The organism is Amycolatopsis sp. TRM77291 (assembly GCF_054166285.1).
This window is the reverse complement of the sequence record NZ_JBSZHF010000001.1, coordinates 5651238-5665069: the sequence shown is the minus strand read 5'-3', so window position 1 is coordinate 5665069 and position 13832 is coordinate 5651238. Positions and strand designations below refer to the sequence as shown.

The 13832-nt window shown below is 67.6% G+C and carries 11 protein-coding genes; 8 read left to right on the top strand and 3 right to left on the bottom strand.

The window, feature by feature from the left end; translation table 11 throughout:
• Positions 1-95 precede the first annotated feature (95 nt).
• Both ACXIZN_RS25990 and ACXIZN_RS25985 read right to left on the bottom strand, forming a co-directional pair.
• Complete coding sequence (locus ACXIZN_RS25990) at positions 96-2276, bottom strand: RICIN domain-containing protein (RefSeq protein WP_457957423.1); 2181 nt, start codon at positions 2274-2276, stop codon at positions 96-98.
• Positions 2277-2433: 157 nt separating this feature from the next.
• On the bottom strand, positions 2434-3315 hold the full coding sequence (locus tag ACXIZN_RS25985) for a helix-turn-helix domain-containing protein (protein ID WP_457957421.1): 882 nt from the start codon (positions 3313-3315) through the stop codon (positions 2434-2436).
• Positions 3316-3650: 335 nt separating this feature from the next.
• Between ACXIZN_RS25985 and ACXIZN_RS25980 the strand changes: the two genes are divergently transcribed.
• Complete coding sequence (locus ACXIZN_RS25980) at positions 3651-4112, top strand: hypothetical protein (RefSeq protein WP_457957419.1); 462 nt, start codon at positions 3651-3653, stop codon at positions 4110-4112.
• Here ACXIZN_RS25980 and ACXIZN_RS25975 read toward each other — a convergent pair.
• Positions 4033-4698: a TetR/AcrR family transcriptional regulator gene (locus ACXIZN_RS25975; RefSeq protein ID WP_457957418.1), complete on the bottom strand. Its 666-nt coding sequence runs from the start codon at positions 4696-4698 to the stop codon at positions 4033-4035. The genes ACXIZN_RS25980 and ACXIZN_RS25975 overlap by 80 nt on opposite strands.
• A gap of 69 nt (positions 4699-4767) precedes the next feature.
• Between ACXIZN_RS25975 and ACXIZN_RS25970 the strand changes: the two genes are divergently transcribed.
• From ACXIZN_RS25970 to ACXIZN_RS25940, 7 genes are all read left to right on the top strand, one after another.
• The gene (locus ACXIZN_RS25970; RefSeq protein ID WP_457957416.1) at positions 4768-5493 is read left to right on the top strand and encodes an alpha/beta fold hydrolase; all 726 of its coding nucleotides are present in this window, start codon (positions 4768-4770) and stop codon (positions 5491-5493) included.
• A gap of 121 nt (positions 5494-5614) precedes the next feature.
• Positions 5615-6646, top strand: a complete 1032-nt coding sequence (vanH, locus tag ACXIZN_RS25965) for a VanH-AOV family D-lactate dehydrogenase (RefSeq protein WP_457957414.1) — start codon at positions 5615-5617, stop codon at positions 6644-6646.
• Position 6647: 1 nt separating this feature from the next.
• A complete protein-coding gene (gene vanA-Ao2 / locus ACXIZN_RS25960; protein WP_457957413.1) occupies positions 6648-7688 on the top strand; it encodes a D-alanine--(R)-lactate ligase VanA-Ao2 in 1041 nt (346 codons plus the stop codon).
• Positions 7685-8293, top strand: coding sequence for a D-Ala-D-Ala dipeptidase VanX (gene vanX / locus ACXIZN_RS25955; RefSeq protein WP_457957411.1), 609 nt, complete (start codon positions 7685-7687; stop codon positions 8291-8293). The genes vanA-Ao2 and vanX overlap by 4 nt, the downstream gene beginning before the upstream one ends.
• A 1338-nt stretch (positions 8294-9631) precedes the next feature.
• A complete protein-coding gene (locus ACXIZN_RS25950) occupies positions 9632-10429 on the top strand; it encodes a helix-turn-helix domain-containing protein (protein ID WP_371878873.1) in 798 nt (265 codons plus the stop codon).
• A gap of 119 nt (positions 10430-10548) precedes the next feature.
• On the top strand, positions 10549-11400 hold the full coding sequence (locus tag ACXIZN_RS25945) for a prephenate dehydrogenase (RefSeq protein WP_457957409.1): 852 nt from the start codon (positions 10549-10551) through the stop codon (positions 11398-11400).
• A 470-nt stretch (positions 11401-11870) separates the two neighbouring features.
• Entirely contained in the window at positions 11871-13817 is a 1947-nt protein-coding gene (locus tag ACXIZN_RS25940) for an ABC transporter ATP-binding protein (protein ID WP_457957408.1), read from the top strand.
• The last annotated feature ends 15 nt before the right edge of the window (positions 13818-13832 follow it).

The window sequence follows — 13832 nt, the reverse complement described above, 5'->3', positions numbered from 1 at the left end:
GAGACGGTTGCGGATCATGGACGTGCATCCGGAGTGTGATGCGCCACACAAATGCAACCCGGGATGGCCCGCTCCCGAGAGAGCGGGCCACCGGATCAGCCGATCTTCCACAACTGGAGCGCGGAGCCCGTGTCGGCCCGTTGCGTGACGGCTGCACCGTCCGAAGTGGACGCTGTCGTCAGCAGCAGGCCGGAGCGGACGCTTGCGAGTTTGTAAGCGCCGTCAGGCTGTTTCGTCGCGGTCCAGCGTTGGTTGGGCCCGCCGGTGCACGTCCACTGGATGACGCGCGCGCCCGCGGTGGTGGCCCCGCCTTCGACGTCGGCGCACAGCTTCGAATGCGAGTTCGTCAGGGTGTAGGAACCGTCGGACTGCCGGGTGAACAGCCATTTCTGGTTGGCGCCCTGGTTCGGCGTCCAGGTGACCAGAGGCGTGCCTGCGGTCGTCGACGAGTCCGGGTCGTCGAGGTTCTTGCCCGCCGCGGCCAATGTGTGGATCCCGCCGAGAGTGCCGGCGCCGGCATCGGTGAACCTCAGCGTCTGCTCGGCCGCGGTCCGGCCGCCGCCGACGGTGTTCCCGCTGGTGTCGGTCCACGAACGCGTCGGCGTGGTCTCCGCGAGGCGTGAGGTCTTGCCGGAAAGGCCGAGCACGAGCCCGCTGTAGCGGTTCACCAGCCGGAAGGTCCCTTTGTCCACAGTGGACGGGATGATGAACCACTGCTGCCCGACCGTCGAGGACGACGTCACGGTGGGTTTCGCGCCCCACGCACGGCCCGCCTGCACGGCGTCGACGCCGAGGAGCCCGCCCGTGGCCGCGTTGAACACGCGGTACGAGCCGTCACCGTCTGGGGAGAACTGCCACGCCTCGCGGTCGGAGCCGGTCGTGCTCGCGACCGACGTCGTCGCGGTCCCGGTGCCCTGCGCGAGGACCCGGCCGTCGCCGAGGCCGATCCGGTACTTGCGGGAACCGTCCACAGGGGACGGTGCGGGCACGGAGGACGTGATGGTCTGGGTGGTGTACTCGCCGCCCGCGTTGCCCGAGCAGGCCACCGCGCAGTACGAACGGAACTGTTTGCCGATGATGGTCGAGTTCGTCTTGTTCGCGGCGTCGACGAACCAGCGGTACCAGGACTGGTTCGTGTAACTCCCGGTGTCGCCGATCAGCCGCCATTTCTGCGTCGTCAGATCGTCGGTCACGTAATAACGCTGCGGGACGACGCTGTCCACGGCCTCCGGTGCGCCGAGGTAGAGACCGAGATGCGCGTTGTAGGCGATGTTCATGATGAACAGATCCGATTTGCGCGGCAGCTGTCCCGCGGCGATCTGCTGGCTGACGTTGCCGGTGTTGGCGGGGTCGTAGTCGTCCGCGACGGGGGTGTAGCCGGTGTCGCCGGGGGCGGACACCGGGACCATGTTGCTCTCGCGGCCGCCGACGCCGGGCTGGGTCCAGCCGCCGTCGAACCATTTCTGCCACGAGCCGGACGCCATCTTGGCCGAGATCGGCGAGCGGGCGACGTGCGCCAGCCCGGTCATCGGGCCGCCGGCGCCCGCCTTCGGGACGATGCGCGAGCCGTAGTAGACGTAGAAATACCCGGAGGCCGTGTCGACGAACAGACGCGGGTCGCCGTCGCCGTAGTCGAACGTCTGATGCGGGAACGCCGCCGTGTCACCGCGTTTCGTGCTGTACGGCGAGGTGATCACGTGGTCCTTGATGAGCCACGTCCTCCCTTGGTCCTTCGACACGGCCATGTCGATCGCGTCGTAATGGGAGAACGAGTACGCCCCGAACGGTTCGGGCGTGAACTCGTTGTGGATCAGGCCGTACCAGTCGCCGGTGTCCGGATCGACCCAGGTGCCGACGAGATCGCAGAAATTCCGCTGCGAGTATCCCGATCCGGCGGGCGGGTATGTGGATTCCTTGCCGGTGGGGCTGTTGTTGCACCGCCAGGTGGTGTCGTCGTTGCGGTCGGCGGGATTCGCCGGGTTCACCGCCGAGCTGATCGGGTTCTTGGTGAAGCCGTCGAAATCGCGGCCGCTGTAGAAGTCCCACTCCCGCGGCTGGTCCGCGCCGTAGAGCGCGGCCGCCTGCTGGAAGTAGAACGTGCCGTCCTTGTCGACATAGGTACTCGCCGGGGTGTCCGTGGTCGGGCTGAACGACTTCTTGGCGTCGACCGTGATGGTGTACGTCGCGTCCGGCGGCGCGGCGTCGGACGACACCGGTACCACGGTGGTGGCCGCCGCGGCCAGCACCGCGGCGCCGAGAAGAGGCAGGGTCCGCATGACTGTCTCCCAAGGGTGACCCGCACCACAGTTGGTGGGGCGGCCGCCGATGCTATGAACGTTATTGCGCGTAAGTCAACGTTTTCGTTCAACTTCAAGCGTCGTTCATGCAGTAATTGCGTGGAAAGTCCAAGCGGCGTGGCGCGGAAGTCCAAGCTCAGTCCGCCGGCACCAGCGGCGGGTCGTCGGGAGGGGGAACGCGTGAACTCCAGCCGCCGGGGACGGCCTGGACGCGCGATTCGCGGAAGCGTGCGGGGGAGATGCCTGCCCGCCGGGTGAAGAGCCTGCTGAAGTAGGCGGCGTCTTCGTAGCCGATCGCCTTGGCCACCTCCTGCACCGGCATTCGCGTGGTGACGAGGAGTTCCTTGGCGCGGTTGAGGCGCAGGGTCAGCAGGTGGTCCTTCAAACCGGTCTCGGTGCTGCGCCGCACCGCGGCCCGGAGTTCGGGCAGCGTCATGCCGCGGCGGGCCGCGATCTCCGCGACGCTGATCGGCAACAGGGCGTCCCGCGCCAGCGCCTCCAGCAGGGATCCGTCACCGGGAGTGCGGTCGGCGGCCCGCCGCAGGGCCACCAGCAGGTGATGCACGGCCGCCGAGGCGTCGACCTGGGCCAGCGGGCTGCCGCCCCGCGCGCAGCGCACGATCCGGCTCACGATGTCGCGGACCGCCTCGACGTCGCCCAGCGGCACCACCGGCTTCGCGGGCGTGACGTAACCGAGTTCCACATAAGCGTCCACGGCGGTGCCGTCGAAATCGACGAAACACTCTTCCCAGCCGTGCGCGGGGTCGGGCGCGTAGTGATGCCCGACCCCGGGGACGAGCCACAGCAAGGCGGGCGCGACGACTTCCTGGCGTTCGCCGCCCGCCACGGCGAACCATCCGCGCCCCTTGGACACCACGACGGCGACGTAATGGCCGAGCACGCGCGGCCCCACGGCGGGCAGGGTTCCGTGCTGCAGCCCGACACCGAGGCACACCAAGCCGAGCCGGCGGTGCACGGCGGACGGGGTGAAGTACCGCATCCAGGTCCGGTAACCCATCCCCGCATCCTCGCGCAAGCACTTCGGGGCGGCATCGCGGGGCAGGGAAAGGATTTCGTTCGAAATCCTCGGCGCGTCACCGTCGCCGCGGAATCGCCGGAAGTTCCGGTATGCGTGGGAAGAGAGGGCGCCGCCAGGAGGAATTCGAATGTTCGACACACGTTTCCTGGAATCATCCGTGATCTGATTCTGGCGAATCGGCACGCCGTCGACAAACCTGGGCGAGCGTATTTCGCAGGGTGTTCGCTGAACTCACGAGACCGTCACACGATCGAGGTATGAGGCCCGCCTCGCCGGACTCCCGGGGTACCCCCCTGGAAACGGAGGAGGCAACGATGCCCGACAACGAACTTCCGGGTTTCCTGATCATCGGCCTGATCTTCGTCGTCGCGGACGGCCAGGTCCTGTATCGCGGTGCCCGCCGCTACCTCACCGGGCCGGACGCCCGCGAGGGAAGCGGGTCGGTGGCCTGGATGGTGGTGACGGTCTTCCACCTGGCGGCGATCGGGATGCTGGCGCTGCTGGCGGTCGTGGCTCCGGAATGGTCCGGTTCAGCGGCCGCCTTCGTCGGCAGGCTGGGCGTTTTCCTGCTGCTCATGGCGGTGGCCCACGTCCTCACCCTGTCCGTGCTCGGCCATCGGCGCCAGGACCACGTCGTCGAGACCCGGTTGCGGAAGCGTGAGGAAGACCGCGTCGACTCCTTGCGGGAGCCGACGGTCACCCCGGTGCCCGGGCAGGAGGGCCGGAACCCGCAGGTGAGCCCTGATCTCGGCGACCGAGGTCCGTACCAGACCTGAGCCCGAGGGCGAGGTGGAGCTGCCGCGCCCACCAGCGCACTTGCGCGGCCGAGTCGTCCGCGGCGGCTCCGCTGATCCCGGCGCTGCGCCGGAAATCGCTCCCGTACAGGGACTCCATGGCCATCGCCTGATGCAGGGCGGCGACGGCGAGCCGTGTGTCTTCGAGGGAGCCGCCGGGCGGCCGCAGCCGGTGGAGGGCGTCGACGACCGGGTCGAGCATCCCGCTGCCCGGGTCGCGCCAGCCCGCCGCGTGCAGCGCGATCGCCAGCTCGCCGTAGCCGTTCCGGTACAGATCGTGCAGTGCCTCGACGAGTTCGAGCAGGTCGGCGCCGCGGTCCAGCCAGCTCGCGAGAAGGCACTGGAGCGCGTCCCGGAGACGGCGCCCACCGTGCCGGAGGAGTTCGGCGAGCAGTTTCTCGCGGTTGCCGAAGTGGTGGGCGACGCCGGCGTCGGTCATGCCGACCCGTGCGGCCACGGCCCGCATCTGGACGGCGGCGACACCGGACTCGGCGAGCAGCGCGGCCGCGGCGTCGAGGATCAGCCGCCGGGCCTCTTCAGGAGTCCGTCGTGCTCGCGGTGTCGTCACGAGAGGCATCGTACCTTGATGCGCCAAGGTATTCGCGCTACCTTGACCATCCAAGGTAAGGGGGCGGGTATGACCACCGAAATCAGTCTCGACCTGGGCGAGGTCACCCTGCGGGGCACGGTGACCGGCACCGGGCCGACGGTTCTGCTGCTGCACGCGGGCGGGGAGCGCCGCGCGGTCTGGGCACCGGTCGCCGCGGTGCTGGCCCGGCGCGGGTTCCGGTCGGTGGCCTTCGACCTGCGTGGTCACGGGGACAGTTCCGGCCAGGCGACCACGCTCCGGGCGCTGGCCGGTGACGTGGCGGGGATGATCGGGAGCCAGCCCGCGCCGATCCTCCTCGTGGGTGCGTCGGTCGGCGGTCTGGCCGCCATCGCCGCGCTGGCGGACCCCGCCGTCGCGGCCAAGGCCGCCGGGCTCGTGCTCGTCGACGTCGTCCCCGACATCGAACCGGCCCGGGCGCGTTCGTGGCTCGGCTTCCACGGGCTCGGCGGCCGCTATACCCGCCTGGTGGAGGACGTCCTCGGCTCGGGTCCGGCCCTGCTCGCGACGGCCGGGGCCCTGGACCTGCCCATCCTGGTGGTGCACGCCGGGCAGGACACACCGCTTCGCGACGTCGATGTGGATCGTTTGCGCACGGTCAACCCCCGGGTCGCCGTCGCCGGTGTCCCGGCGGCGGGTCACCTCGTGGCGAGAGACGCCCCGGAGGCCCTCGCGGAGCTCGTTTCGGCGTGGCTTTGTGGCATCCGTCACGGGACGGTTTCGACGCCGGGGGTGGGCGGGCAAGATCTGCGATAGAGCTGTGCGGCGCAGGTGAAGGACAACGTCGTGCACTCGGCGCTACCAGTTGGTAACTTATTGTCGGGGCCTCGAAAACCCCATAAGAAGCGGCAACAACGCGCTGCCTACAATGTCGGGCATGACCTACAGCGAACCAGCGCGATCAGCTGCCCCCCGCACCGGATCGCTGGCGTCCGCCCCCTCCTCGGCCGTCTTGGCAACGGGAATCACGATTTATGGATGCGGGCAGGACGAGGCCGCCCTGTTCCGGGAGATGGCACCTCGTTTCGGCATAATGCCGACCATTGTCGAGGAGCCGGTATCCGAGGCCAATATCGATTTGGTCTCCGGGAACAGGTGTATCAGTATCGGTCATAAGACCAAGGTCACGAACTCCATTCTTCTCGCGCTCGGCGAAGCGGGCGTGAAATACATCTCCACGCGGAGCATCGGCTTCAACCACATCGACGTGGAATACGCGGCGAGCGTCGGGATCACCGTCGGCAACGTCGCCTACTCGCCGGACAGCGTCGCCGACTTCACGCTGATGCTCATGCTGATGGCGGTGCGCGACGCCAAGTCCATCATCCGCCGCACCGAGGTCCACGACTACCGGCTGAACGAGGTGCGCGGGAAAGAGCTGCGCGATCTGACCGTCGGCGTGGTCGGAACAGGGCGTATCGGGGTCGCCGTCCTGGAGCGGTTGCGCGGTTTCGGCTGCAAGGTGCTGGCATACGACACGGTGCTGACCGCCTCGGCCGAATACGTCCCGCTCGACGAATTGCTGCAGCAGAGCGACATCGTGACACTGCACGTGCCGCTCAACACGGATACCTATCATCTCCTCGACGAGAAGAACATCGAGCGGATGAAGGACGGCGCGTACATCATCAACACCGGGCGTGGTCCGCTGATCGAAACCGAGGCCCTCATTTCGGCGCTGGAAAGCGGAAAACTGGGCGGAGCGGCGCTGGATGTCCTCGAAGGAGAGGAGGGTATCTTCTACGCCGACTGCCGGAACAAGGCGATAGAGAGCAAAACGTTGCTGCGGCTGGAAAAGCTGTCGAACGTGCTCATCAGCCCGCATACCGCCTATTACACGGACCACGCGCTGAGCGACACTGTCGAAAACTCCATCATCAATTGTCTCCAATTCGAAAGCGGGAAGTAGTATGGGTAGGCTGAAAATCGGAATTCTGTTCGGCGGGCTTTCCGAAGAACATCCTATCTCCATCAAATCTGCGCGCGAGGTCCAGAAGAACCTCGACCTCGAGAAGTACGAGCCGTACTACATCGGGATCACCCAGAGCGGTTCCTGGATGCTCTGCGACGGCCCCGCCGAGGATTGGGAGAACGGCAACGTCCGCCCGGCCGTGCTGTCGCCGGACCGTGGGGTGCACGGCCTGCTCGTCCTGGACGAGGGCAAGTACGAGACGATCGCCCTCGACGTGGTGCTCCCGGTGCTGCACGGCAAGTTCGGCGAAGACGGCGCGATGCAGGGCCTGCTGGAGATCTCCGGCATCCCCTACGTCGGCTGCGACCTCCCGAGTTCGGTCATGTGCATCGACAAGTCCCTGACCTACTCCGTCGTCCGCGGCGCGGGCATCGAGACGCCGACCTTCTACATCGTCACGTCGGACAACGACGTCGACCCGGACCAGCTGAACTACCCGGTCTTCGTGAAGCCCGCCCGCTCGGGCTCGTCGTTCGGCGTCAGCAAGGTCTCCTCGAAGGAAGAGCTGCCCGCCGCGCTGGCCGAGGCGCGCCAGTACGACGGGAAGATCCTGATCGAAGAGGCCGTCATCGGCAGCGAGATCGGCTGCTCGATCCTCGGCAACGGCGACGACCTGTTCGCGGGCGAGGTGGACCGGGTCGCGCTGACCCACGGCTTCTTCAAGATCCACCAGGAGAAGAGCCCCGAGACCGGCTCCGAGAACTCGAGCTTCATCGTCCCCGCCGACATCCCGGACGAGTCGCGCGACCGCGTCCAGGAGACGGCGAAGGTCATCTACCGCGCACTGGGCTGCCGCGGGCTCGCGCGGGTCGACCTGTTCCTCAAGGAGGACGGGAGCGTGGTGCTCAACGAGGTCAACACCCTGCCCGGCCTGACCTCCTACAGCCGCTACCCGCGCATGATGAACGCCGCCGGCCTCTCGCTCGGCGACGTGATCGACCGGCTGGTGAACCTGACGCTGGCGGGCCGTGACGAATGAAGGATGATTTCGTCTTCGTAGACGAGGTCGTCCCCGGAATCCGCTGGGACGCCAAGTACGCCACGTGGGACAACTTCACCGGCAAGCCGGTGGACGGCTACCTGGTGAACCGGATCGTCGGCACGCGGGCGTTCTGCGCGGCGCTGGAGAAGGCGCGGGACAAGGCCGAGGAGCTCGGTTTCGGGCTGCTCCTGTGGGACGGATACCGCCCTCAGCGCGCAGTGGACCGCTTCATGCGCTGGGCGGAAGAGCCCGAAGACGGCCGGAAGAAGGCGCGGCACTACCCGAACATCGACCGGCCTCAGATGTTCGAAAAGGGCTACGTGGCCACGAAGTCGGGCCACAGCCGCGGCAGCACCGTGGACCTGACGCTCTATCACCTGGACACCGGCGAACTCGCCGACATGGGTGGCGACCACGACCTGATGGACGTCGTCTCGCATCACGGGGCGGCGGGCGTCACGGAAGAGGCCGCGAAGAACCGCGCGCACCTCTGCGCGGTCATGGAGGGATCGGGCTTCAGCTCGTACGAGTGCGAGTGGTGGCACTACAACCTGAAGGACGAGCCCTACCCGGACACTTATTTCGATTTCCCCATCGCGTAGGTGTCGCGCGTGAAGGCCCCCTTTCCGCGGCTCAGCCGAGGGAAGGGGGCCTTCCCGCGTTTCGGGTTTCGTGAAGCCTCGCGCCGCGATAATTGCGCGAACACCATTTCATCCCATGAATATCCGTGCGGCTCTGGTGAGTGCGGCGGCCGAACCGCGTGGCCTGTCCCGCGTGGCGACCGGGCGGAGGCCGAACGCTGTCCATTTGCCGCCCTGCGCGCACGAACCTCCTTCCGGTGGATCGATGGACGACGCCGCCGGAGAGGGCGGCGCGGATGAACCGGGGCCGGCTTCCAGCCTGCCACGCTTCGCTTTGCTCGTGGGAGTTCCCCAGCCGGGTGAGATTCCGCCCGGACGGTGGGACGAGGGCTCGGCCGTTCGTGTGAATAAGTATCGAAGAACGGAACATGAACCGCCGGTGCTGTGATCATCCCGGTAGAAGACGAGCCGCGCGAACGGCCTAACAAGACCTGCGAACAGGCTAACCGGGGACACCGGGAACGAGCTTGTACGCGGGCCCTTTACTTATGTTCGCCAATAGAGTCAATACCGCATGCGGAGTTCCGGATATTGATCTTGGGCGCCCGGTTCACTACGAAAATCACACTGTTCGTCAATTGCCGACATGGATTGTTCATGCCATGCTGCACAGGTGCGCATCAGCTGGGGCTGACATGGTGTGCACGCTTTGCTGGGGACAGAGGGGGTGCGTCGGTGACTCGCGACCACGAGGCAAACCAAAGACTTCACTCGCCGATCCTCTGAACCGAGCAGGTATGGAGTCCATAGATCGGACATGTCCGGGACCTCGCGCCGAAGCGGGTGTCGGTTCCGTCAGGCTGACCAGGTGTCGGTCCTGCCGGGCCGAAGCCGCCGGGCGTTCGTCTCGCAAATCGCCGTCGGGGCGATGGGAGGATGCCGTTCAGCTTCGGTAGTTCGTCGGAATACGCGCCAGCGGTCAACTGGGAGACCGTCGGGGGCGGGCCGCCGCATGCGGTTCTGCCTTGTGGCGCTTGAGGGATCCTCACCGTCGAGGACACCCCGCCCTGCTGCCGAGGCCGGCGTCGGACGGGTTCATGGTGTCCAACCACCGAAGCCAAGCAGTTGGACGGTGAGGTTTTCCGTGCCATGTCTGAAAGTTGCTGAATCAACAGATTCAATGGGGGCTAGGTGGATCCGACGAGAGTTGACTTGTCCGCTCTCCCTGTCGTCGAAATCGAGCTGTCGAGACTGTCCACTGCGTGTTCGCCACGAACTTCGGGCGAGGATCCAGAGCATGTCGAGACACTGTTGTCGGCGGAGTGGGAGCTACCGCCCATTCTCGTTCACCGACCGACGATGCAGGTGGTCGATGGCCTGCACCGGCTGAAGGCGGCACGAGTACGAGGCGATACGAAAATCTCCGCGAGGTTCATCGACGGCGCCGAATCCGACGCCTTCGTGCTCGCGGTGGAAGCGAACATCCGGCACGGTCTGCCGCTTTCCCTCGCGGACCGGAAACGGGCGGCCGTCCAGATCATCGGGACGCATCCGCAGTGGTCCGACCGGCGGGTGGCTTCGGCGACCGGCATCTCCGCGGGAACCGTGGCGGACCTGCGCAGGCGTGGCGGCGAAGGCGGAAACGGCGCCAGGATCGGGCGGGACGGGCGGATCCGGCCGGTGGACAGCTCCGAGCGGCGGAAGCTCGCCGCCGAGCTGATCCGCAACGATCCCGGCCTTTCGCTGCGCCAGGTCGCCAAGCAGGTCGGCATCTCCCCGGAGACGGTCCGGGACGTGCGCGGCAGGCTGGAGCGCGGGGAAAGCCCGACCCCGGACGGGAGCAGGCGGCTGCGCACGAAGCCGGATCCGTTGAGCCTGACGGAAACCGACCTCGGTCACTCGCTGGACCGGGAACGGCTCACCGTGCTGGAGCGGCTCAAGGCCGACCCGGCGCTGCGGTTGAGCGAGGTCGGCCGGATCCTGTTGCGCATGCTCGCCATGCACTCCATGGACGGGCAGGAATGGGAACGGATCCTGCACGGGGTCCCGCCGCACCTGTACGGCGTGGTCGCCGGCTTCGCCAGGGATCACGCCCGGGTCTGGGCGGGGTTCGCGGATCATCTGGAAAGCCGGGCGACCGATCTGGCCGCACGGTGATCGGGTAACTGCGAAGGGGACTTCTCCGCGTGTGGCGCGGAAAAGTCCCCTTCGTGTTCTCGTGCGGTGCCCAGCCCGCGCGGCTCGACATCGCCGGGAGAGCGGCCTAAGAAGTAGCTGTGACCATCGAGAAGGCGCTTGTCGTCGGTACCGGCCTGATCGGCACGTCGGCCGCGTTGTCCCTGCGGGAAAAGGGTGTCGCCGTCCATCTCACCGACATCGACGAACACGCCGTACGAGTGGCGCGGGAACTCGGCGCCGGCCGTGACTGGACCGGCGAGGAAGTGGATCTGGCGGTGATCGCCGTCCCGCCGCACCTGGTGGGGGAGCGGCTGGCCGCACTCCAGAAACAAGGCGCGGCACGGGCGTACACCGACGTCGCCAGCGTGAAGGCGGGTCCGATCGCCGACGCGGAGCGGCTCGGCTGCGACCTGATCTCTTACGTACCAGGGCATCCGCTCGCGGGACGGGAGCGATCCGGTCCGGCCGCGGCGCGCGCCGGCCTGTTCGCGGGCCGCCCGTGGGCGCTGTGCCCCGGCGTCGAAACCGGGGCCGAGGCACTGCGGCTGACCCGCGAACTGGTGTCGCTGTGCGGGGCCGAGGCCGTCACCGTCGGCGCGGCCGAGCACGACTCGGCGGTGGCGCTGGTGTCGCACGCGCCGCACGTGGCCGCCTCGGCGGTGGCGGCGAGCCTGGCGGATGGTGACGACGTCGCCTTGCGCCTCGCCGGGCAGGGATTACGCGACGTCACTCGTATCGCGGCCGGAAATCCTTTGCTGTGGCGGAAGATCCTCGCCGGGAACGCGCTGCCGGTGGCGGCGGTGCTCGACCGGATCGCGGCAGATCTCGCCTCGGCGGCCTCGGCGCTGCGGGCGGGTGACCTCGACGGCGTGACGGATCTGCTGTGGCGCGGGGTGGGCGGCCAGGGCCGGATCCCCGCCGTTCCGGCCGGGCGGTCGGTAGCGGGGTGAAGGCGTCCTTCACCGCGTCTGATGCGGTGATGGGCCCTTCCGGCCCACGTCGGTCGTGAGGGAGACAGGTGGCGGGGTCGCGAAAGCCACTTTCGGGACGTCGCCGCGGGGGCTGAGGTGGCCGGCCTGCTCAGGTGGGCGAGGCGTGTCGCGAAAGCCACTTTCGGGACATCAGGCGTCGCGAAAGTGGCTTTCGCGACACGGCCACCGGGCGGACAACGTCCTTTGTGGACGAACAAAACGGAGATGTTCCCCGGGGGCCACTCGTGGACATCGACACGATTCANGTCGCGAAAGCCACTTTCGGGACATCAGGCGTCGCGAAAGTGGCTTTCGCGACACGGCCACCGGGCGGACAACGTCCTTTGTGGACGAACAAAACGGAGATGTTCCCCGGGGGCCACTCGTGGACATCGACACGATTCAGCACGATTGAACTCGCCGACTCCGTGCGTGAGAGGGATGCCCAAATGGAAGTAATGTTGCGCTTCGGGGCGTCGCCCAAGAGCGATGACGACCCCGATCCCTGGTCGAACCGGGTCCGTCCGGGGACGGTGCGCAGAGTCCTCGCGTATTTCCGCCCCCACGTCGGCAAGGTGGCGATCTTCGTCCTGATCGCCGCGATGGAGGCGTTCGTCGTCGTCGCGACCCCGTTGCTGATGAAGGAACTCATCGACGGCGGCATCCTTAAGAACGACTTCGGGGTCGTCATCCTGATGGCGGTGCTGACCGCCGGCCTCGCCGTGGCGGGCGCGCTGCTGTCGCTGTTGTCCGCCTACGTCTCCGCGAAGATCGGCGAGGGGGTCACCTACGACCTCCGGGTGCAGGCCCTCGACCACGTCCGGCGGCTGCCGATCGCGTTCTTCACCCGCACCCAGACCGGGGTGCTGGTCGGCAGGCTGCACACCGAACTCATCATGGCGCAGCAGGCGTTCGGTCATCTGCTGATGGCGGCCACCAGTGTGGTCACCGTCCTGCTCGTGCTGGCCGAGCTGTTCTACCTCTCCTGGCTGGTCGCCGTGGTCACGCTGGTGCTGGTCCCGCTGTTCGTCGTTCCCTGGATCTGGGTGGGGCGGATCATCCAGCGCCGCACCGGGACGCTGATGGAGACGAACGCCGGGCTCGGCGGGCTCCTCCACGAACGGTTCAACGTCCAGGGCGCGATGCTCTCGAAGCTCTTCGGCCGCCCGGACGAGGAGATGGCCGACTACCGCAAGCGGGCGGGCAAGATCCGCAACATCGGCGTCAGCATCTCCATCTGGGCGCGGATGTCCTTCGCCATGATGGCGCTGATGGCGTCGATCGCCACGGCGGTCGTCTACGGCGTCGGCGGCGGGCTCGTGATCGAGGGAGCGTTCCAGCTCGGCACGCTCATCGCGATCGCCACCCTGCTGGGCCGGCTGTTCGGGCCGATCACCCAGTTGTCCGGGCTGCAGGAGACCGCGCAGACCGTGGTGGTGAGCTTCGCGCGGATCTTCGAGTTGCTCGACCTCAAGCCGTTGATCCAGGAACGCCCGGACGCCAAGGAACTCGAGAAGAGCAAGGCGCCGGGGATCGAGTTCGACGACGTGGTGTTCCGCTATCCCACCGCGGACGAGGTCTCGCTGGCCTCGCTCGAACACCTGCGGACCAAGCGGGAGAACGGCGACAAGACGGCGGACGTCCTGCGCGGCATCAGTTTCGAGGCGCCCTCGGGGACCCTCACCGCGCTCGTCGGCCCGTCCGGCGCGGGGAAGAGCACCATCACGCACCTGGTCTCCCGGCTGTACGACCCGAACGGCGGCGCGGTCCGCTTCGACGGGCACGATCTGCGCGATCTCACCTTCGATTCGATCCGCGGCACGGTCGGGGTGGTCAGCCAGGACGCCTACCTCTTCCACGACACGATCCGGGAGAACCTGCTCTACGCCCGCCCGACCGCCACCGAGGAGGAGCTGGTCGAAGCGTGCAAGGGGGCCCAGATCTGGGACCTGATCCAGTCGCTGCCCCGCGGGTTCGACACCGTCACCGGCGACCGCGGGTACCGCATGTCCGGTGGGGAGAAGCAGCGCCTGGCCATCGCCCGCTTGCTGCTGAAGGCGCCGACGGTCGTCGTGCTCGACGAGGCCACCGCGCATCTGGACTCCGAGTCGGAGGCCGCCGTCCAGCGGGCGCTCAAGACCGCGCTGCGCGACCGGACGTCGCTGGTGATCGCGCACCGGTTGTCCACGATCCGCGAGGCCGACCAGATCCTCGTGATCGACGGCGGAACGGTGCGTGAACGCGGGACGCACGACGAGCTGCTGGCCCGGGGCGGGCTGTATTCGGAGCTCTACCACACGCAGTTCGCCAGGCCGGAGAACAACGCGCCCAAGCCGGAGCCCGAGGAAGACGAGTTCGACGAAGAGCCGCTGGACACCGTGGTCTACGGAGGATGACGATGAGTTCCGCAG